Origin of the sequence: Solimonas sp. K1W22B-7 (genome assembly GCF_003428335.1) — a bacterium.
Taxonomy (GTDB): domain Bacteria; phylum Pseudomonadota; class Gammaproteobacteria; order Nevskiales; family Nevskiaceae; genus Solimonas_A.
This window is the reverse complement of record NZ_CP031704.1, coordinates 1,305,119-1,324,950: the sequence shown is the minus strand read 5'-3', so window position 1 is coordinate 1,324,950 and position 19,832 is coordinate 1,305,119. Positions and strand designations below refer to the sequence as shown.

Sequence of the window (19,832 nt, the reverse complement as noted above, 5' to 3'; positions counted from 1 at the left end):
AGTCCGCAAATAAACGCGAATGGACGCAAATGTCCGCGCTTCCATTGGCGTTTATTTGCGTTTATTTGCGGACTGAATGTCTTTGCCGAGGACTGGATGCGGTGGATTCACATTTGAAATGCAACACTTTGGCGAAGACCTCGGCAGGGGTTTTGAAGCCGAGGCACTTGCGTGGCGTGTGATTGTAGATCTGAGCGATCTGCAAGAGTTGGTCTGGTGAGAGGTCTTCGACGTTGGTTCCCCGGGGTAGCCAGCGGCGCAAACGCCCGTTGGCATTCTCGACGCCACCCTTCTGCCAGGGGGAATGCGGATCGCAGAAATAGGTCTGCAAGCCCAGGGGCTGATGCAGGGTGTAGTGCAAGGCGAATTCGGTGCCGTTGTCGAAGGTGATGCTGCGGCGCAGGGCTGGGGGCAGTGGGGCCAGCAAGGCCTGGAGGGTTTGCGCCACCGGCGCAGCGGCCTTGCTGGGCTGGCGGACGATGGCGGTCAGCCGGGACGTTCGCTCATGCAGGGTCAGGATGGCTTGGCCATAGCGCGCAAAGAGCATCAGGTCGGCTTCCCAGTGTCCCGCCTGGCGCCGGTCAGCCGCAGCCTTGGGGCGCTTTTCGATCGAAACCCGCTGCTGGATGTGCTCTGCCGGGCTGCCGCCCTTGCGGCCACGGAAGCCGCGCTTGCTCTTGGCACGGGGCAGATAGAGACGCCAGGAAAAGTCGTTGGTCCGGGCGATCTGGGCGGCAATGAAGCGATAGATGCTCTCGTAGCTGATCTGCAGATCCTGCTGAGCCAGCCGCCGCGATACCTGCTCGGGAGACCAGCCTCGGCGCAATCCCTCCAGAACCCTGGCTTGCAGCTCGGCATCACGCAGAAGCCGGCTACCTTGCCAGCGGCGCGCCCGAGCTTGCTCGCCGGCATAGACGCTCTGGTAGCCCGTCGCGCCAGTGTTGCGCTTCAGTTCCCGAGAAATGCTCGATGGCGCGCGATCCAGAGCTGCCGCAATTTGCCGGATCGACTCCCCGGCTTGGCGCCGACGGGAAATCTCACACCGTTCCTCGATTCCAAACTGCTCAAAGCTCTTGCGTCCCATTGCAGCACCCTCGTAATAGGGTGTTGCATTTGGTTTGTGAACTCACGTGCCGGCTTGCGCCGGCATGACGGTGTTTCTCAGGAACAACCTTCCACGTAGTCCACCGCCGGCGGCAGGCCGACGCGCCAGCGCTGTGCCTTGCCCTGCGGCGAGATCTCGAAGATCAGCTTGGCCTCCCCGCCGCCCGGCGGGCGCACGATGAAGTACCTGGCACCCTCCACGTACTTGTGCGGCACCTGCTCGACGTGGCCGGCGTAGCGTTGCAGCAACTCCTCGGCCGTGCTGCCGACGCGGCCGCCGCCGGGCGCCGGGTACAGGTCCTCATCGACGTCGAAGCGCACGAAGCGTGCGTTCACCAGCATGAAGGACGTGCCGAAGCCCTTGACAGGGCGCGGATCGGGGAACAGTTGCAGGCAACTCATGGGCTCGCTGCCCGAGGCCTGCAGGGGCCGGCCCCAGGCCAGCCGTACCGCCGCTTCGCCGTCGCCGAAGTGGGCAGGGCCGAAGCCCCCGAAACCCACCGTTTCTTCCTGCTTTGGAGGCGCAACGGGGGCCTCCGCCTTCGATTCCGGGGCATTGTCGACCGGCGGCGAGTTCTCGCCGCTGCCGCGCTGGCAGGCGGCCAGGAGCAGCGCCAGGGCGCAGGCCAGCAAAGGTGACGCAGGTTTCAAGGTCCGGCCCTCCAGCGGTGGGGGATGCCGCTTGGACTGGCCCGGAGGGTACAGGTTCCGCTCAGCCGGCAAACCTCGGGGCGCCGCCGGCGGAGTCCGGGTGCGCGCCGACCAGGGCGTCGTGGTGGACCTCGCAGACCAGGCCCTGCTCGGAGCCGTCGTGGGTGCCCCGGTGGACGTGATCCTTGACGCAATCCGCCAGGGCGTGGCGGGTACGGATGGCCGCCAGGTCGAGCACGCAGCGGTAGTAGACCCACTCGCGGCAGTTCTTCGACCAGGGCTGGCCGCGATAGGTTTCCTCGATGCGCGCGGCCTGCAGGACTCGCTCCAGTTCGGCCAGGTGTTCGCAGATCATCGGGTCGGGGCCTCCCTTGTCGGTGGGTTTACTGTAGCCCGGTTTGCCGCAGGCAAGCCGGGGGGGCCCCTTGCATGGCCCCACCTGGGCTGGCCACGCCCACCGGCGTTCCCGGCTTCGCTGCGCGAAACCGGGCTACGGGGATTGCAGGGATCGCTGCTTAGACCGAGGCGCAGGAATGCCCGCCGTCCACCACGATCTCGGCGCCGCTCATGTAGCGGCCGGCGTCGGAGGCCAGCAGCAGCAGCGGGCCGTCGAGGTCCTCGTACTGGCCGAAGCGGCGGAAGGGCACGCGGGCGCGCAGCTTCTCGCCGGCCTCGCTGGCCAGGTAGTCCTGGTTGATCTCGGTGGAGAAGTAGCCGGGTGCCAGGCTGTTGACGCGGATGCCGTGGCGCGCCCATTCCAGCGCCAGCGCGCGGGTCAGGTGCGCCAGGCCCGCCTTGGAGGCGCAATACGGACTGATGCCGGCGGACACGCGGCTGGCGAGGATCGAGGTGATATTGATGATGCTGCCGCCACGCTGCGCCGCCACCAGGCGCTGAGCGGCCTCCTGCGCGACCATCCAGGCGCCACGCAGGTTGGTGTCGAGCACCGCATCCCAGGCGGCATCGTCGCAGTCCAGGGCGCGTGCGTTGGCGCCGACGCCGGCGTTGTTGACGACGATGTCGGCCGCGCCCCAGCGCGCGGCCAGTTCGTCGAAGCCGCTGCGCACGCTGGCGCGCGAGCTGACGTCCATCGCCAGGGCCAGTGCGGAGCCGCCAGCAGCGGTGATCTCCGCCACCAGGCCGCTGAGGCGATCGGCGCGGCGGGCAGCCACCGCCACTTCGGCACCGGCACGCGCCAGCACGCGGGCGAAGTGCTGGCCGAAGCCGCTGGAGGCGCCGGTGACCAGGGCCTTGCGGCCGCGCAGGGAGAAAGCGTCCGCGCTCATGAGATCTTGCCGTCGAGCAGCTTGCCGGCGAGGCTCCAGCGGTGGACCTCGGAGGGGCCGTCGTAGATGCGGAAGGCACGCAGGTCGCGGAAGATGCGCTCGACGATGGCCTCGCCGGTGACGCCGCGCCCGCCGAGGATCTGCACGCAGCGGTCGACGATGCGCCAGGCCGCCTCGGAGCTGATGACCTTGGTCATGCTCGACTCGCGGTTGCCGGAATGGCCCTGGTCCAGCACCCAGGCACAGTGCCAGATCGCCAGGCGCGTGTTGTGCAGCTCCATGGCGTTGTCGGCCAGCATGAAGCCGACGCCCTCGTGCTCGCCAAGGCGCTTGCCGAAGGCCTGGCGCTCGCGGGCATAGGCCAACGCGGTGTCGTGGGCGCGGCGCGCGGCGCCGAGCCAGCGCATGCAGTGCGTCAGCCGCGCCGGGGCGAGGCGCACCTGGGCGTAGCGGAAGCCCTTGCCCACCTCGCCGAGCACGTCGGCCGCCGGCACGCGCAGGTTCTCGAAGTGCAGCACGCCGTGGCCGCCGGTGAAGCAGGAATCCAGCGAGTCCATCAGGCGCTCCAGGCGGATGCCGGGCTGGTCCATGTCGGCCAGGAACATGGTGGCCGTGCCGTCCTCCATGCGCGCCATGATGATCACGAAGCGGGCGCCCTCGGCGCCGGTGATGAGCCACTTGGTGCCGTTGATGAGGTAGTGCCCGCCGTCACGGACCGCGGTGGTCTTCAGCATCGAAGGGTCGGAGCCGGCACCGGGCGCGGGCTCGGTCATGGCGAAGCAGGAACGCGTGCGGCCTTGCGTAAGCGGGCGCAGCCAGCGCTCCTTCTGCGCCGCCGTGGCGACGATCTCCATGAGATGGATGTTGCCCTCGTCGGGCGCGTGGATGTTCAGCGCCACGGGTCCCAGCGGCGAGTAGCCGGCCTCCTCGAAGACGATGGCCTTGTCGATGTGGCTCAGGCCCAGGCCGCCGAATTCGGGCGAGGCGTGCGGCGTCAGCAGGCCGGCTTCGCGGGCCATGGCCACCAGTTCCTGCCGCAGCTCCTCGGTGGGGCCGTGCGGGGTCTGGCGCGGATCGCGCTCGCAGGGGATGACGCGCTGCGCGATGAATTCGCGGGTGCGCTGCTGCAGGGCTTGCTGGGCGGGGGTGAGGGAGAAGTCCATGGTGGAGCCTTTCGCGTTTTGATCGGGCAGTTCGGAGAACTTAGCTAACAGTTCCCTTCACTGCCAGAGGAAGGAAAACGTGTTGCCATCCATGGCGAGACCTCCGCTCGCCCATTGAACCCCTGGGCGGCCGTCCATGGCCGCCCGTGATCCACCGCAGGCGATGCCATTTAGGCATCGCCAAAGCGCGGCGGATCACCCGCCGGCGGGAGAGGGAGACAAGAATAAAAAATCCGAGTGCCTACCCCCCGGCAAGCCACTCGGAAACGAGGACAGTCATTGCAGCCGCCTCAGAGCGACCGCGAAATCAGTTCCTTCATGATCTCGTTGGTGCCGCCGAAGATGCGCATCACGCGCGCATCGACCCAGGCGCGGGCCACCGGGTACTCCATCATGTAGCCATAGCCGCCGTGCAGCTGCACGCATTCGTCGATGACCTTGTTCATCATGTCGGAGCACCAGTACTTGGCGGCGGCGGCGGCTTCGGGCGTGAGCTTGCGCTGCAGCACCAGATCCAGGCAGCGGTCGACGTAGACCTGGGCGATCTCGATCTCGGTGCGCATTTCGGCGAGCTTGAATCGGGTGTTCTGGAAGCTGGCCACCGGCTTGCCGAAGGCCTTGCGGCCCTTGGTGTATTCCACGGTGTGCTCGAAGGCGGCGCGGGCGCCGGCCACGGACATCACGGCGATCACCATGCGCTCCCAGGCCAGTTCCTTCATCAGCATGATGAAGCCCTGCCCCACGGACTTCTCGCCGCCGAGGATGTTGGACTTGGGAATGCGCACGTTGTTGAAGAACAGCTCGCAGGTGTCCTGTGCCTTCATGCCGACCTTCTTCAGCGGCCTGGCCTTGCTGAAGCCAGGGCGGTCGGCCTCGACGATCACCAGGCTGACGCTCTTGCCGCCCTCGTCGCCCTCGCCCGTCTTCACGGCGGCGATCACCATGTCGCAGAGGTAGCCGTTGGTGATGAAGGTCTTGCTGCCGTTGAGCACCAGTTCGTCGCCGTCCTCGACGGCGCGCATCTTCATGCCCTGCAGGTCGGAGCCGGTGCCGGGCTCGGTCATGGCGATGGCGCCCACGGCTTCGCCCGAGACCAGCTTCGGCAGCCAGTGCTGCTTCTGCTCCTCGGTGCCGTGGTTCATCAGGTAGGGCGCGACGATGTCGGAATGCACCGGCCAGCCGATGCCGGAGGCGCCGGAGTACAGCAGCTCTTCCAGGTAGACCACGCTGTAGAGGCGGTCGGCGCCCAGGCCGCCGTATTCCTCCGGCACGGTCAGGCACAGCATGCCCATCTCGCCGGCCCGGTTCCACAGCTTGCGGTCGACGTGCTGCTGCTCCTCCCAGGCTTCGTGAAAGGGCGTGATCTCCTCGGCGATGAAGCGCCGCACGCTGCGGCGGAACTCCTCGTGCTCGGCGGAAAACAGGGTGCGCGGCACCAGCGGCGCGACATTCTGCTGGAACATGTTCTGTGCAGCGGTCATCGTGAATCTCTTGGTGGAAAGCGCCTCAGGCCCGGCGCAAGTAGAAGTACAGCGGCATGGTGTCGCCCTTGCGGTCCATCACGCCGAGCACGCTGTGCTCGTCGACCTGGCGGAAGTGGTCGAACACCGGGTGCTTGTCGTAGCACATGGTGGCGGTGACGACGCCGCGGTACTCGACGCGACGCAGGGAGGCCGTTCCCATGATGGGATTGGCGACGCGGCTGCCGCCGGCGTCGCGGGATACGATGGGATCGACGTCGTTGCGCGAACGGAAGGTCTTGCCGATCCAGCGCATGGCCTCGAGCTGGCCTTCACCGGGATGGCCGGTATTGAACACACCCCCGTCCCACTCGCCGATCATGAAGGCCTCTTCGACCGGTGGCAGGGCGTCGAACAGGGCGTCGAGTTCCGACAGCGGGGTCTTTTCCTTGCGGGCGGCGAGGGTTTCGAAACGGGCTTGCAGGCTCACAGGGCGGGCTCCGGTTGGCTGGCACATCCCGGCCGCGCCACCGGCGCCGCCAGGAACCTGCCCAAGGTGTACAGGAAGCGCGCCGGCGCTTCCACCGGCACGATGTGTCCGCAATGGCGGAACTCGATCACGCGGGTGTCGGACACGTAGTCGGCGATGCGGCGCTGGCCTTCCGGCGGAAATACGGCGGAGTTGCGGCCCAGCAGCACCCAGAACGGGATACGCACCCGGCGCAGCGATTCGCGGAAGTCGTAGTCCTGCACGGTAAAGGAGCGCACGCAGTCCAGGTAGATCGGCCAGTCGTCGGCACGCAGCAGATGGCTGCCGGGGCGGCGGCCACCCGCGAGGCGGAACACCCGCTTCAGTACCGGGTGGCCGATGCAGCTGCCGAAGAACTCGCCGAACCAGTCCCAGAACTGCTGCTGCAGGGCCGGCGGCAGCTCGTGGAACAGGGTATCGCGGTCGATCGGATCGAAGGCGGCCAGCAGTTCGCGGGCATTGGCGAAGGCCTGCTCGTTCTGGACACCCATCAGGCCCCAGCTCCAGTCGCCGCCGTTGGCGATGCAGGGCGTCTGGTCGATGTGCAGGTAGGCGGAGAGCTGGTCGAAGCCGTAGCGGCGCTGGTATTCCAGGCCGCAGGCGGCGCCGATGGAGAAGCCGACCATCCGTGGCCGGTCCAGCTTGAGCTGCTGCAGCAGGTCATGCAGGTCGTCGGCGTTCTGCCTGAGCGCGTCGTTGCCGGAATGGCGCAGGCCGCGCGAGCCGCCGAAGCCGCGGAAGTCGAGCATCACGAAGCGGCGGCGGGCGGCAAAGGGCAGCACGAAAGGCAGCCACATCGCCGCACGCATGCCGAAGGCGTGCAGCATGACGCAGGCCGGCCCGCGGCCGATGTCGAGGTAGTGCAGCCGGGCGCCGTCGCGGGCCTGGAAGTAAGGCATGAAGGTCCGAAGGTTGAAGAATTACTTGAGCGAGCGCTTCTGCACCGAGGCGGCTTCGAAGTAGTCGTCGGAGAAGCGTGCGGTGAAGTCGTTGGGCTTGTCTTCGTTGGCCATGGCGGTCAGGAAGTAGCGGCCCGAACTGAAGTGGTAGATCACTTCCGGGATGCCGCCGACCGACTGCACGCTGGGCGAGAACACGGTGTGCCCTTCCTGGAACTGGTAGAGGCCGCCGCGGTTGTCGTAGTTGTCGATCATCGCGGGATACCAGCTGTCCTCGTCCAGGTACAGGCGGCGCTTGGTGAAGGTGTGGTTGGTGCCGGGGCGGATGTTGGCCTCCACCACCCAGACGCGGTGCAGTTCGTAGCGCGGCAGGTCCTGGTTGAGGTGCTTGGGCCGCGCCAGGACCTTGAACTTCACCGCCGGGCTGCCGATGCGGTTGGAGTTGTAGGGAATGATCATTTCCTTCTTGCCCACCAGCTTCCAGTCGTAGCGCTCCAGGATGCCGTTGAACATGTCCACCTGGTCGTAGAACTGGTGGCCGTCGGTGCCTTCGTAGGGATTGTCGCAGCACACCGTCGGCGCGCGGCGGATGCGCTTGAGGCCCGGGGAATACAGCCAGGCGGCGCGGCCTTCGCTGCCGGAGCCGGCCTTCTCGTGCACCAGGATCATGGTGCCGGCCAGGCGCGGCGGTTCCACGGTGCGCGAGAAGTATTTCAGGAACAGGCCGTTGCCACGGGTCAGCGGCACCGGGTTGATGGTGGTGGCGTAGTAGAAGTTCACTTCCTCGACGATCTTGGTCAGCTGGAACTCGCCGTTCTGCTGCACGATCATCTGGTTGTTGTAGCGCCGCGCGCCGTCGCCGCGCCAGCGCACGCGGTGATTCCACATGATCTCGGCACCGCTCTTGGGAATCGGGAAGGTGAAGCCCTGCTTGCAGTTCTCCGGGTTGTCGATACCGGTCAGCACGCAGGTACCGGCGTTGGCGATCGTCGCCTTGTAGATGAAGTCCGGGAACGACACCTTCCGGTGGCTCGGGTAGACGTTCATCCTGTAGCTGTCGTAGGTCGACAGCAGGCGCTTGTGGCCCTCGCTGAGCTTGTCGGAGTACTGCGCCAGGTTGGCCTTGCTGATCGTGTACAGCGGTTTTTCGCCGTCGATTGCCGGATCGGCCGGGTACTCGCCCTTGAGCGAGCCGCTGCGCGGCGCGGGAGTCCATTCTGGGATCGTGTTGTCCTTGTTGCCGGCCTTCTCGGCACCGACCGGGGTCAGTGTCTTGCCCAGCTGCGCCGCCTCCTCCGCCGACACCTTGGCAAAGGCCGGCGCCTGGACCAGCGCCAGCACGAGGCCGGCGCCCACCACCGTGAGCCTGAGGTTCATCCGATTCCCCTGTTGACGCTTAGAACTGCAGCTTGAAATAGGCCTGCAGGTTGTCGCGGTCGCGATTCAGGTTGTAGACGCCGCCGCCGGTGAACCAGGTGTAGCCCAGGCTCACCGAGAATGCCGACTTGTAGCGCGTCTCGATCATCAGGTTGGTGGTCTTGCGGCCCTCGACGAAGTTGCCGACCAGGCCGGGCGCCGTGCCCTTCACGTCGTGCTTCCAGATGATGAAGGGACGCACGCTGATGCCCGGCAGCACCGACTCGTAGCTGATCTGCGTGATCACGACATAGCCCCAGGAGAACTTGTCGGCAAAGCCGTCGCGGTCCTGCTGGTGCGGGTTGAAGCGCAGGCCGTCCGGGCCGTAAGAGCAGGCCTCGTTGGTGGAGCAGGCCTGGCGCGAGCGGTCGGCACCGGAGCCGTCGGCACCGGCACTGGCGTGCAGGTAGGTACCCGGCGCTTCCAGCTGCAGCTGGTCGTAGTCCGGCATGCCCGGCACCCAGGTGGCGCCGGTTTCGAACAGCATGATGACCTGGTCGGCGCCGATCGGGTTCTGCGTGGCGCCGGCGACGTAGGTGCCGCCGAGATTGAACTGGTAGCTGTCGAAATTCTCCCAGCCGCGGATGTAGCTGCTGCCGGGGTTGGTGCCGACCACGCCGCCGCGGTAGGGAATGATGAAGGACGGGAAGGAGCGGCCGGAACCGACCATGTGGCCGATGATCAGGTCGTAGGAATCGGTGAAGTCGCCCGGCGTGCCATTGGCGTCGACCACGAAGTCGCTGCCCGGGTAGATGCAGGTATTGGTCCCCGGCAGGACGACGATGCCCAGCGGGGTCTGCGAGCAGGACGCCGGATCGCGGTAGGTGCCGATGCCGCCGAGGATGTCCAGCGGCAGGCCGGCCTGCTGCAGGGCTCCGACCAGGCCGTTGACCAGGCCCGCCACCTGCTCCGGCAGCAGGCCGGTGAGCAGGCCGCTGAAGTTGCCGCTGCCGTTGCAGCCGGCGGTCCGCAGGTGGCAGTTGCTGAGCGTGGGACCGAAGCCGGCGAAGGCCAGGTCTTCCACGTCCACCTGCATCGGCGCATCGGGGCGATAGGCGATCTCGCCCTGCAGCGAGAAATCGCCGGCGGTGGTGTTGAAGGAGACCCCGAACATCTTGATGTCTTCCGGGTACTCCAGCTGCACCTTCAGGGTGTCGAAGTTGGTGGCGTCCTTCGTCGCGCCCTGCGGGTCGTTGGGGTTGAGCAGCGCATGGCCCAGCGGCTGATCGAAGCAGGCCAGCAGGTAGGCCACGGTGCTGGTGGTGTTCTTGCCGCAGCCCTGCTCCACCGAGTAGACGCTGAGGTAGGGGTTGCGGGCATGGGTGTTGGTGAAATAGACGCCCAGCTCGGTACCGTCGTTGAGCCACTCGGCGTAGTACTTCAGCGCGAAACCGTACTGGCCGCCGCCGTCCGGCTCCTTGTCCTTCAGGCGCGAGCCGGTGGAGGCGGTGTTGGTCACGCCGGACAGCGGGTTGTCGAGCAGGAAGCCCACGGCGTCCGGATCCTCGGCGGAGTAGCCGAAGCTCAGGTTGATGTTGTCGATGGCGTTGTTGGTGCCGACGTCGAGGAAGGAATAGAAGGAGCCCGGCGCCGGCGCCTCGGTGGGCAGCCACTCGAACTGGTAGAAGCCCTCCAGCGTGACGTTGTCGAAGGCTTCCATCGACAGGAACAGCATGCCCACGGGCTGGAACACTTCCTCGATCTGGGCGCCGACGCGGAAGAAGTTGTTGGCGTTGACCGGGTTGACGGTATTGATCGAGTCGAACACCAGGGCGGTGGACTCGCCCCAGTTCACCGCCTGGCGGCCGAGCTTGAAGGTGACTTCCTTCTCGCCCCACAGCGGCAGCCTGCCGTAGATGTAGGCGTCGAGCAGCTGCAGGTCGGTACCGATCTGGCGCAGCGTCTCGGTGTCGGAACGCTTGTTGCGCACCACGCCGCCCGGGCCGTAGACGATGCCGCAGGGCGTCAGCGGGTTGTTGTCGGGGTCGCGTGCGCCGCAGGGGCGCGAGTCGCTGCGCACGCCCAGGGTGGGCAGCGGCACGATCTGGATCAGCTCGGTGCCGAGAGTGGAGATGTTGCCGACCTGCTCGACGTTCTCCGGTGTGATGCGGTTGGGGTGGTACTCGGTGAAGTCGTTGTTGACGAAGTCGTAGAAGTACAGGCCCTTGATGAACAGGCCGAAGTCGCCCATCGACAGCGTCAGGTCCTGGGTCACCTTCAGCGGCGCCTGCGTCAGGTCGCCGCGGTCGTAGTTCCAGTTGCCGTCGTCGGCGTTCATCGTGTACTGGCCCGCCACCTCGCCCAGGCGCTCGGCCGGGAAGCTCTGCGTGCGGAACAGGCCCTGGCAGCCCTGGTAGTAAGTGCGCCCGTCGGGGAGACGGCCGCAGGCCTGCGGATCGACGTTGCTCTTGCCCAGCAGGGAGGACGCGCGGTGCTGCGTGCGCATGGCGGCACCGGCGGTGATGGTGGTGTTGAGCACGCCTTCGATGCTGTTGTCACCGAAGCCCGGCAGCTCGAAGCTGATGGCCTGCGCGGCCGAGGCCGTGCCGCCGAGTGCCAGTGCGAACGCGATGCGCGTCCAGCGATTGCGCCTTGCCTGCATAAGGAGTCTCCCCTCCGTCGCGATCCGGCCCGCCGAAGAAGGCGGAGGCCGGTTAATGATGTATCGATGTTTTTTACCGACGTCCCGACGATGTCGAATCGTTCGTAGCCGGGATTCCCGCGCGCGTCCTGAGCGGGTTCAGCCCCTGCTGCCGGGCCGTCCTGCCTCTATGTGACATTTGTCAAGATACATCATCATTGACTTTTGTCAATTGAGGCCCCTGGCGTTATCCGAAAGGGACAGGACGACTGCTTTCACGCGGTGTCCCGCTGCATCGGAGCAAGCGGCATGCCGGCCGCGCGCGCCCAGCGCTGCGGCTCTCCGGATGCCGGCTCGCCCATCATGCCGAGGCGATAGGCCCCGGGCGGATGCCCCGCCCAGCGCCGGAAGGCACGGGAGAAGTTGGCCGGGCTGCTGTAACCGAGGCGCAGCGCGATCTGCTCCACCGTCAGCTCGGAGTCTTCCAGCAGGCGCGCGGATTCGCGGAAGCGCGCGCCGTCCAGCAGCTGGCGAAAGCGCACGCCGTGCGCGCGCAGGCGGCGCTTGAGCGTGCGCGGCGACATGCACATCCGCGAAGCCATGCGGGCCAGGGTCGGGTAGCCGTCGCCGGACTCGGCGAGCAGCGTGTTCACCAGGGCAGGCAGGTCGTCTTTCGTGCGCGGGCGGCGGGTCAGGAACGTCATGCGGCTCATCCTTCTAAAAAAGGCGCCTCTTACCGACGGCGCCATGCGACGAGGAACCAAAGAATCGGTGACCGCGATCCCTGCTGTCCCCTCTCCCGCCTGCGGGAGAGGGTGGCCCGGAAGGCCGGGAGAGGGGTTCTGTAGAACTTGATGGCGTTACAGAAACCCTCTCCCCTGCCCCTCTCCCGCAAGCGGGAGAGGGGTTCTGTTCAAAGCGTCTTCATGTACTCGATCAGCGCACGACGCTCCTGGTCGGTGAGCACCGCGGTGAAGTCATGGCCTTCGTTGCCCTGGCTGTACAGGTGGGTGTTGTAGATCTTGCGGTCCTCCACCTGCTGGCGCGTCGCCTGCAGGAACACCGGCAGGTTGCCGAGGTTCCAGCTCAGGATGACGTTGCCGTAGAGCTGCGCCAGGATCAGCTGCAGTGCGGGATCGGCATCGCTGCCCGGCGTGCAATCCAGGAACGGGATCGTGCCGCTGCCGCAGGGCAGCGCGTCGTACTTCCAGCCGAGCTTGTCCGGCGCGTAGGCGCGCTGGATGCTGGTGTCGAAGCCCATCACCACCTTGCCCTCCTGGTCTTCGCGCGCCGGCGTGGAGACACGGCGCCAGATCTTCGGCCGCTCGGCGGGCTTGAGCAGCGACCAGGCATCCGGCACCGAGCCGTTGTGCAGGTAGGGCGCGGTGGCCCAGACACCGTAGAGCGGCGGCGCCAGGTAACCCGGCGGACGATCGCCGCGGATCTCCTTGCGGTTCTGCGAGCTGCAGTCCTGCTCCGTGCCCACCGTCTCCGGGAAGCCGAGAAAGCTGCTGGTGCCGTACTGGTTCACCGCCTCGTTGTTGGTGTCCACGCGCGCCGGATCGGTGCGGATCACCTCCTTGGCCACCACGTAGGAGGCAATGCCTTCCAGCGCCGGGTCGTCGAGGTAGGCACTGTTGTGCACGAAGCGCGGCGAGTAGGCGCCGTGGCAGCTGGCGCAGGAGCCGTTGCCGCCGGCCGGCTTCGGCGCGGGGTTGTCCAGGCCCTCGGCCCAAAGGTCCTTGCTGTGGAACAGGATCGCGCCCTGCTCCGCCAGCGGCCTGTCCACCGGCAGCGGATAGGACGGCGACTTCAGCGAGATCGCCCACTTGTCGGCGTCCTGCGCATGCGCGCGCACCCAGTTCTCGCCGGCGGCGCCGCCGAGCACGCCGTCGATCGGCATGTAGAAGATCAGGTCGACGCGGCTGGCATCGCCGGCATAGAAGCCGTCCTGGAACTTCAGCGGGCGATGGCCCATGTTCCACCAGGCCGGCGTGTCGCCCGAGGCGGTGGAGCCCGAAGTCAGCACGCCCAGCGCGTACGGGTCCAGGCGCAGGCCGTTGGCCTGGTTGGCCAGGTAGAAGATGTTGACGTCGCTGGCGTTGTTGGTACCGCGGCTGGTGCCGAACAGGCTGAAGACGATGCCCGGCGAAATGCCGCTGATGCCGATCTCGCGCGCCATCAGCGCGATGTCCTGCAGGCTGTTGCCGCTGCCGTACTGCAGGCCCAGGCCCTCGCCCTCGCCGGGCAGGCCGGCGGCGCCGGTATGGCAGGCATGGCAGGTGAAGCCGACCTTGCCGGTCCACTCGCCGTTGGCGCCGCGCAGCTGCGTCATGAAGGCCGGCAGCTGGCCGCTGCCGCCGTCGGTGGCCTGCGGATCCTCACCGTCCAGCGGATAGGGATTGCGCGCCGCGCCCATCGGCTGGCCGTAACGCTGCGACAGCAGCTCGTCGAAGTTGTCGGGCCGCTCGCTCAGGCCCCACATGCGCCACAGGCGCGTAATCGAGGACGAGGGCAGGCCCAGCACGCCGCCGCTGGGATCGTCGCCGGCGAAGAAGGTGCCGGAGCCGATGCCGCCGTTGCCGCGCATCAGCTTCTCGCCGCGCGCATAGCTCTCGCGCAGTTCGCCGCAGGTCCTGGGCTGCGCCTTCTCGCCGACCCGCTCGGGATCGACGTGGCAGTCCTTCCAGTACACGTTGAAATGCACCGCCTTGCCGGTGTTGGCGCCGGGCTGCACCCGTGAGCGCGGATCGGCCGGCAGCACCGCGGCATCGTCCTTGCCCGCGCAGTAGTCGAACCAGGCATGGCCGCCGTGCTGGCTGCCCAGCAGCGGCAGCTCGGTGACGGTGCCGCCGCCGATACCGACCAGCAGCGGGGCACAGCCGGCAGGATCGGCGAAGCACTTGAGCAGCACGTCCATCGCCTTGTACGCGTCGCTGCCCTGCGGCCAGGGCACGCCGCCGGTGTGCGGTGTTTCCTGCCCGGAGGACATCAGCAGGATGCGCGAGGTCGGGTTGTTGCGGCCCAGGCGTTCCCAGCTGGCCTTGAGGTTGGCCAGATCCTGGCTCTTCGCCGCGGAGAGCATGAAGTCATGGCCGTCTTCCACGTCCGCCACGCCGCCGGGGATGTGGCAGCTGCGGCAGAAGTCCATGCGCGGCTGCACCTGTCCGGTGAACAGCTCCTCCATGCTGCGGGCCTGCCCGCCGCCGTTGCCGCCGCCGTTGCCGCCCGTGCCGGAACCGGTGCCGACGGTGCCGCCGCTGTAGTCGCCGGAGCAGGCCGCCAGCACCGCGCACATCGCCGCCACGCCGAACACCCGGACCGCTGCACCGCTGCCGCCGAGGTTCATGGCTCGCTTTCTCATCGCTCTGACCATCGTTTATTTGACAAATGTCAATATAAAACAATTTTGACTTCTGTCAAATACCGTTCGTCGCCAGAAAAGGCCTGCGGGAAAGACAGCCCGCGGGCCCTTGCGCCGCCACCCCGCCCTGCCTCAGAGCGTCTTCAGGTATTCGATCAGCGCACGCCGCTCGGTATCGGTGAGCACGGCCGTGAAGTCATGCCCCTGGTTGCCCTGGCTGTACAGGTGGGTGTTGAAGATCTTGCGGTTCTCGATGTCCTGCCGGTTCATGCGCAAGCCCTCGAAGCGAGGCAGGTTCCAGAGCAGGCCGATCTGCCCGTAGAGCAGGTTGATGGCGTGCTGCGCCGTCGACGGCCCTTCGTTCTCGCCCGGCGTGCAGACCAGGTAGGGGCTGGTGCCGGCGTCTCCGCAGGCCAGCGCCTCGTACTTCCAGCCGAGCTTGCCGGTGTCATAGGCACGCTCGAAGTTGGTGTCGTAGCCCATCACCACCAGGCCCTGCTGGTCGGGCCGCGCCGGGGTGGAGACGCGCCGCCAGATCTTCGGCCGCTCGCTGGACGGATCGAGCACGCCCCAGAGGTTGGGAACGGAGCCGTTGTGCAGATAGGGCGCGGCCGCCCAGGTGCCCCACAGCGGCGGCGCCAGCAGGATCGGCGTCTTGCCCTCGGTCTCGCCGTAGTTGCCGCTGCCGCAGTACAGGAAGTTCTGCTTGTTGGTGGCCGCGGGGAAATCACCGTCGATGCCGCGCAGGCTCTGCATCGCGTCGGAGTAGACCGGATCGGTACGCACCACCGACATCGGCACCGCATAGGCGGCGAGGCCGCCCAGTTCGGGCGTTTCGAGGTAGGCCGGGTCGTTGATGAAACGCGGCGAGTACGCGCCGTGGCAGCCTGCGCAGGAGCCGTTGCCCTCGGCCGGACGCGGTGCCGGATTCTCCAGGCCCGCGCCCCAGAGGTTCTTGGAATGGAACAGGATCGCACCGGCCTCGGCCAGCGGGGTATCGATCGCGCCGGGATAGCGCGGCGGCGCCTGCATCTCCGCCCAGACCTGGAAGGGCCCGGAATGCGCGTCGTTCCAGGCCAGGGCCTGGTCGTCGCGGCCGGTCAGGCTGGCGGCAACGTCGTAGTAGGCCGCCAGGTCGATGCGCGAGGAGTCGGTGGGCAGGATCGCGCCGTGGAACTTCTGCGAGCGATAGGCCAGGTTCCACCAGGGCGGGCTCTTGATGTTGCCGATCGCCTGGCTGAACAGGATCTTCGGGTTCAGCAGCAGCTGCGGATCGCCCTTGCTGAACAGCACGAAGGCGAGCTGGAAGAAGTCGATCGCGCCGGAGCCGCGATTGGTCGAGATGGTGATGAGGCTGATGGCGCTGTTGAGCGAGAGCCCGCTGCTGGCCTGGCTGAAGTCGTAACCGCCCACGGCGAAATCGCCGATGCTGCCGGCGCCGGCAAGCTGCGGGCCGAGATCGGCCGCCCCCGTCGCGCTGTCGATCTGGCCGTTATGGCAGGCCACGCAGACCTTGGTGCCGATCTGGCCGGTCCAGCTGCCGTCGGCCTTGCGGATCTGCGTGTAGGCCAGCGGCAGTTGCCCTGAGCCACCGTCGGTCCGGTTGGGATCTTCACCGGGCAGCGGGTACGGATTGCGGTAGGGCGCGATGGGCGAACCGTGGCGCTGCGCGACCAGCTCATCGAAATTGTCCGGACGCCCGGGAAGACCCCAGACCTCCCAGAGGCGGTTGTACGCCTCCGAGTCGAGGCCGGCGGGATTCTCCTGTCCGCCGGCAAAGCTCAGCGGCGTGCCGGCCTCGCCCTGTCCATGGGCCACGAAGCGGCCCAGCTCCGCCTGCTCGCGCAACTCACCGCAGGTCTTCGGTCGTGCGACGGCGTTGCCGCAATCCCGCCAGTACGCATTGAAGGCCACCGCGCGGCCCTTGTTGACGCCAGGCACCAGCCGCTCGCGCGGATCGCGCGGCAGCACGGCCTCGTCGTCCTTGCCCGCGCAGAAGTTCGCCCAGGCGTTGCCGCCGCGCGGGCCGCCCAGCAGCGGCCGCTGCTCGAGCGTCGGCTCGCCGCCGCTGCCCGGCGGTGGCGGTGGAGCCGCGGCGGCAGGAGCATCGCTCCTGCTGCAACCCGCCAGCAGCAGGGCGGAGAGCAGCGTCGCAGTGACAGCAGGATTCCTGGTCATCGTCATGTTCCGGGGCTTACAGCGTCTTGAGGTACTCGATCAGCGCATGGCGTTCCTGGTCGGTGAGCACGGCGGTGAAGTCGTGTCCCTCGTTGCCCTGGCTGAAATAATTACTGTTATAGATCTTGCGGTCCTCGATCTGCTGCGGCGTGAACTGCAGCAGGGAGGTGGCGTTGCCGATGTTCCAGGCGGCGAGAAGGTTGCCGTAGAGCGCGTTGATCAGCGCGCGCAGCAGCGGATCCTCCTCGGGGTTCAGCAGGTCGCAATCCAGGAAGGGGATCGTGCCCATGCCGCAGGACAGGACCTCGTAATTCCAGCCCAGCTTCTGCGGGTCGTAGGCACGGGCGATGTCGGTATCGAAACCCATCACCACCTTGCCTGCCTGGTCGGCGCGGGCCGGCGTGGAGACGCGGCGCCAGAGGCGCGGGCGCTCGGAGGGCTTGAGCAGGGTCCAGGCATCCGGCACCGAACCGTTGTGCAGGTAGGGCGCGGTGGCCCAGGCGCCGTATAGCGGCGGTGCCAGGTAGCCCAGTTCGCGATCCGCGCCGCGCGTTGCGGCACGGGTCTGCGCACCGCAGTCGTGGCCGGGGCCGGCATCGGCAGTTTCCGGGTAGCCGATGGACGTGCGCGACAGCGCCTGCGACACGCCCTCGTTGTCGGTGTTGGCGCGCGCGAAGTCGGTGCGGATCACGGCCCTGGGCACGACGAAGCTGGCCACGCCCTCCAGTGCGGGATCGGCAAGGTAGGCCGGGTCATGCACGAAGCGCGGCGAGTAGGCGCCGTGGCAGCTGGCGCAGGAACCGTTGCCTCCCGCCGGGCGCTGCGCCGGGTTGTCCAGGCCTTCGCCCCAGAGGTCCTTGCTGTGGAACAGGATGGCGCCCTGCTCCGCCAGCGGGATGTCGATCGTCTTCGGGTACATCGGCGCCTTCTGCGCCAGCACCCAGTGATCGGCATCCTGCGCGTGCTCGCTGACGAAGCCGGCGGAATCGCCGCCGCCCAGCGGCGTGAAGAAGGCCAGGTCCACGCGCACCGCGTCGGAAGGGAAAGAACCATTCCAGAACTTCAGCGGACGGTGGCCCATGTTCCACCAGGCCGGGTTGTCGCCCGAGGCATTGGAGCCGGAGCGCAGCGTGTCGAGCAGCGACAGGTCGGGCCGCACGCCGCCCAGCGCGGCGATGTTGAAGAAGGCGGCGTTGTTGGTGCCGCGCTGGGTGCTGAACAGCGCGAAGGCGGAGATCGCCGGCGCGCCGGTCAGGCCCAGGTCGCGCGCGATTACCGAGACATCGCCGTTGGGGTTGCCGGAACCATAGGCCAGGCCCAGCCCCGGACCGTCCTGCGGCGTACCGATCTGGCCGCTGTGGCAGCCATGGCAGTTCAGGCCGATACGGCCGCTCCACTTGCCATCGGCGCTACGCGTCTGGGTGAGGCTGGCAGGCAACTGGCCGCTGCCGCCATCGCTCAGGTTCGGGTCTTCGCCGGGCAGCGGGTAGGGGCTGCGCTCGGTCGTGCGCGGCAGGCCGAAGCGCTCACGCACCAGTTCGTCGAAATTGTCGGGACGCTCGGACAACCCCCAGATGCGCCAGAGCGTGTTGTAGCCCTCGGCCGTGGTCGAGAACAGGCCGCCTTCAGCGGTGGCGGCGAAGAAGCTGCCGGCGCCGACCTTGCCCAGGCCCTTCATCAGCACCGCGCCGCGGTCATGGCTGGCGCGCAGCTCGCCGCAGTTCTTCGGATGCGCGCGTTCGTTGACCGCTTCAGGATCGGCGTGGCAGTCCTTCCACCAGGCGTTGTAGTACACCGCCTTGCCGTCGTTGACGCCGGGCTGCACCAGGGCGCGCGGGTCTTCCGGCAACACGGCGGAATCGTCCTTGCCCTCGCAGTAGTCGAACCAGCGATGGCCCCCGCGCGAACTGCCCAGCAGGGGCAGCAACTCTCCGGTGTCGAGACCGCCGCCGAGCAGCCCGCCGCAGGCGCCCGGATTCTCGAAGCACTTGAGCAGGATCTCCATGTTCCTGTACTGCGCGCTGCCCACCGGCCAGGGCGCGCCGCCGGTATGCGGCATCTCCTGGCCGGAGGACATCAGCAGGATGCGCGAGGTCGGGTTGTTCCGGCCCAGGCGCTCCCAGCTGGCGCGCAGATTGGCGAGGTCTTGCGAGCGGCTGCTGGAAAGCATGAAGTCATGCCCGTTCTCCACGTCGGCGACACCGCCGGGGACATGGCAGGTCCGGCAGAAATCCAGGTTGGGCTGGACACGGCCGCTGAAGTGTTCCTCCATGCTGCGCGCGGAGCCGCCACCGCCGCCCGCTACCGGGTCACTGCGGCCTGGCGCACAAGCAGACAGGAGCGCAGCGCTGAGGGCGCCGGCCAGCAGGAACGGCCGGTTCTTGCCGTGGTTCATGCTGTCTCCTCCAACAGTTCATGACCTGGGTTTTATTTGACTTCTGTCAATATATCCATGTATTGACATTTGTCAACTTCTGCAAGGGCCGCTATGCTGGGTGCAACATGAACGACGCACTCGATCCGCTGGCCGTGGCCCGGCACCCCACGCAGCAGCGCGCGAAGGACCGCTTCGATCGCATCCTGCAGGAGGCCGAAACCCTGCTGGTCGAGCAGGGACTGTCCGGCTTCTCGATCCCGGCCCTCGCCGAGCGCCTGGGCTTTACGCGCGGCAGCGTCTACGCCTACTTCCCCACGCCCTACGCGATCCTCAACGAGCTGGTCGGCCGCTATCTGGTGCAGCTGGAAGCGGTGTTCTATTCACGCGCCGAGGAGTTGCGCAGCATCGGCTGGCGCGAGGGCATCGCGGCGGTGGTGGATCACGCGGTGAGCTTCCACAACTCGCACCCCGCGGCACGGCTGCTGATCCTGGGCGGCGCGGTAACCGACGACAGCTACCGCGCGCAGGAACAGACCAACAAGCGGCTGGGCAATCTCGGCCGCAAGGTCTGGTACCAGGGCGGCCTGCTGCCCGAGGGGCCACCGGACCTGACCACGCTGTCCGCCGACATCGGCACCGCCTGCTTCCGCCGCTCCTTCTTCGAGCACGGCGAGATCACGCCGGCCTACCGCGATGCGGCGGTGGCGGCGATGGCGGGGTTTCTGGGTGAAGCAATGCGCTTTGGCAATGCCTAAATGGCATTGCCTGCATTGCTGAACGCCCGGCCATGGATGGCCGGGCTGGGGGTCATTCAGGTCGCTGAG

15 protein-coding genes are annotated in these 19,832 nt (G+C 67.3%); 1 reads left to right on the top strand and 14 read right to left on the bottom strand.

Annotated features, from left to right (window positions below; translation table 11 throughout):
• Window positions 1-61: 61 nt before the first annotated feature.
• The 14 genes from D0B54_RS06180 to D0B54_RS06115 all read right to left on the bottom strand — a co-directional run bounded on the left by D0B54_RS06180 (window position 62) and on the right by D0B54_RS06115 (window position 19,026).
• Window positions 62-1,084 carry an IS30 family transposase gene (locus tag D0B54_RS06180; RefSeq protein WP_117290209.1) on the bottom strand — a complete coding sequence of 341 codons (1,023 nt, stop codon included), beginning with the start codon at window positions 1,082-1,084 and terminating at the stop codon, window positions 62-64.
• 77 nt (window positions 1,085-1,161) lie between these two features.
• The gene (locus tag D0B54_RS06175) at window positions 1,162-1,755 is read right to left on the bottom strand and encodes a hypothetical protein (RefSeq protein ID WP_162932244.1); all 594 of its coding nucleotides are present in this window, start codon (window positions 1,753-1,755) and stop codon (window positions 1,162-1,164) included.
• A gap of 61 nt (window positions 1,756-1,816) precedes the next feature.
• A complete protein-coding gene (locus D0B54_RS06170) occupies window positions 1,817-2,110 on the bottom strand; it encodes a hypothetical protein (protein WP_117290205.1) in 294 nt (97 codons plus the stop codon).
• Between the two features lie 160 nt (window positions 2,111-2,270).
• Window positions 2,271-3,041 (bottom strand): SDR family NAD(P)-dependent oxidoreductase, encoded by a 771-nt coding sequence (locus D0B54_RS06165; protein WP_117290203.1) that lies wholly within the window; start codon window positions 3,039-3,041, stop codon window positions 2,271-2,273.
• On the bottom strand, window positions 3,038-4,204 hold the full coding sequence (locus D0B54_RS06160) for an acyl-CoA dehydrogenase family protein (protein WP_117290201.1): 1,167 nt from the start codon (window positions 4,202-4,204) through the stop codon (window positions 3,038-3,040). Before D0B54_RS06160 ends, D0B54_RS06165 begins: the two co-directional genes overlap by 4 nt.
• Before the next feature lie 290 nt (window positions 4,205-4,494).
• A complete protein-coding gene (locus D0B54_RS06155) occupies window positions 4,495-5,667 on the bottom strand; it encodes an acyl-CoA dehydrogenase family protein (protein WP_117295074.1) in 1,173 nt (390 codons plus the stop codon).
• Between the two features lie 43 nt (window positions 5,668-5,710).
• On the bottom strand, window positions 5,711-6,154 hold the full coding sequence (locus tag D0B54_RS06150; RefSeq protein ID WP_205527288.1) for a DUF4334 domain-containing protein: 444 nt from the start codon (window positions 6,152-6,154) through the stop codon (window positions 5,711-5,713).
• Window positions 6,151-7,092: an alpha/beta fold hydrolase gene (locus D0B54_RS06145; protein ID WP_117290198.1), complete on the bottom strand. Its 942-nt coding sequence runs from the start codon at window positions 7,090-7,092 to the stop codon at window positions 6,151-6,153. The genes D0B54_RS06150 and D0B54_RS06145 overlap by 4 nt, the downstream gene beginning before the upstream one ends.
• Window positions 7,093-7,113: 21 nt before the next feature.
• Window positions 7,114-8,469 carry a DUF1329 domain-containing protein gene (locus D0B54_RS06140; protein WP_117290196.1) on the bottom strand — a complete coding sequence of 452 codons (1,356 nt, stop codon included), beginning with the start codon at window positions 8,467-8,469 and terminating at the stop codon, window positions 7,114-7,116.
• Between the two features lie 19 nt (window positions 8,470-8,488).
• A complete protein-coding gene (locus tag D0B54_RS24715) occupies window positions 8,489-11,110 on the bottom strand; it encodes a DUF1302 domain-containing protein (protein ID WP_117290194.1) in 2,622 nt (873 codons plus the stop codon).
• Window positions 11,111-11,364: 254 nt separating this feature from the next.
• Window positions 11,365-11,793: a helix-turn-helix transcriptional regulator gene (locus D0B54_RS06130; RefSeq protein ID WP_162932243.1), complete on the bottom strand. Its 429-nt coding sequence runs from the start codon at window positions 11,791-11,793 to the stop codon at window positions 11,365-11,367.
• A 209-nt stretch (window positions 11,794-12,002) separates the two neighbouring features.
• Window positions 12,003-14,453 carry a rubber dioxygenase RoxB gene (gene roxB / locus D0B54_RS06125; RefSeq protein ID WP_162932242.1) on the bottom strand — a complete coding sequence of 817 codons (2,451 nt, stop codon included), beginning with the start codon at window positions 14,451-14,453 and terminating at the stop codon, window positions 12,003-12,005.
• A gap of 132 nt (window positions 14,454-14,585) precedes the next feature.
• Window positions 14,586-16,631, bottom strand: coding sequence for a rubber dioxygenase RoxB (roxB, locus tag D0B54_RS06120; RefSeq protein WP_117290189.1), 2,046 nt, complete (start codon window positions 16,629-16,631; stop codon window positions 14,586-14,588).
• A 16-nt stretch (window positions 16,632-16,647) separates the two neighbouring features.
• Window positions 16,648-19,026 carry a hypothetical protein gene (locus D0B54_RS06115; RefSeq protein WP_117290187.1) on the bottom strand — a complete coding sequence of 793 codons (2,379 nt, stop codon included), beginning with the start codon at window positions 19,024-19,026 and terminating at the stop codon, window positions 16,648-16,650.
• A 107-nt stretch (window positions 19,027-19,133) separates the two neighbouring features.
• Here D0B54_RS06115 and D0B54_RS06110 point away from each other — a divergent pair, with 107 nt between their 5' ends.
• Window positions 19,134-19,763 carry a TetR/AcrR family transcriptional regulator gene (locus D0B54_RS06110; protein WP_162932241.1) on the top strand — a complete coding sequence of 210 codons (630 nt, stop codon included), beginning with the start codon at window positions 19,134-19,136 and terminating at the stop codon, window positions 19,761-19,763.
• Window positions 19,764-19,832: the final 69 nt, after the last annotated feature.

What these genes read in the sequence shown, in the direction of transcription:
- D0B54_RS06180 (WP_117290209.1), bottom strand. Translation starts at nt 1,084, where the DNA reads ATGGGACGCAAGAGCTTTGAGCAGTTTGGAATCGAGGAACGGTGTGAG.
- D0B54_RS06170 (WP_117290205.1), bottom strand. Translation starts at nt 2,110, where the DNA reads ATGATCTGCGAACACCTGGCCGAACTGGAGCGAGTCCTGCAGGCCGCG.
- D0B54_RS06165 (WP_117290203.1), bottom strand. Translation starts at nt 3,041, where the DNA reads ATGAGCGCGGACGCTTTCTCCCTGCGCGGCCGCAAGGCCCTGGTCACC.
- D0B54_RS06160 (WP_117290201.1), bottom strand. Translation starts at nt 4,204, where the DNA reads ATGGACTTCTCCCTCACCCCCGCCCAGCAAGCCCTGCAGCAGCGCACC.
- D0B54_RS06155 (WP_117295074.1), bottom strand. Translation starts at nt 5,667, where the DNA reads ATGTTCCAGCAGAATGTCGCGCCGCTGGTGCCGCGCACCCTGTTTTCC.
- D0B54_RS06145 (WP_117290198.1), bottom strand. Translation starts at nt 7,092, where the DNA reads ATGCCTTACTTCCAGGCCCGCGACGGCGCCCGGCTGCACTACCTCGAC.
- D0B54_RS06140 (WP_117290196.1), bottom strand. Translation starts at nt 8,469, where the DNA reads ATGAACCTCAGGCTCACGGTGGTGGGCGCCGGCCTCGTGCTGGCGCTG.
- D0B54_RS24715 (WP_117290194.1), bottom strand. Translation starts at nt 11,110, where the DNA reads ATGCAGGCAAGGCGCAATCGCTGGACGCGCATCGCGTTCGCACTGGCA.
- D0B54_RS06130 (WP_162932243.1), bottom strand. Translation starts at nt 11,793, where the DNA reads ATGACGTTCCTGACCCGCCGCCCGCGCACGAAAGACGACCTGCCTGCC.
- roxB (WP_162932242.1), bottom strand. Translation starts at nt 14,453, where the DNA reads ATGAGAAAGCGAGCCATGAACCTCGGCGGCAGCGGTGCAGCGGTCCGG.
- roxB (WP_117290189.1), bottom strand. Translation starts at nt 16,631, where the DNA reads ATGACCAGGAATCCTGCTGTCACTGCGACGCTGCTCTCCGCCCTGCTG.
- D0B54_RS06115 (WP_117290187.1), bottom strand. Translation starts at nt 19,026, where the DNA reads ATGAACCACGGCAAGAACCGGCCGTTCCTGCTGGCCGGCGCCCTCAGC.
- D0B54_RS06110 (WP_162932241.1), top strand. Translation starts at nt 19,134, where the DNA reads ATGAACGACGCACTCGATCCGCTGGCCGTGGCCCGGCACCCCACGCAG.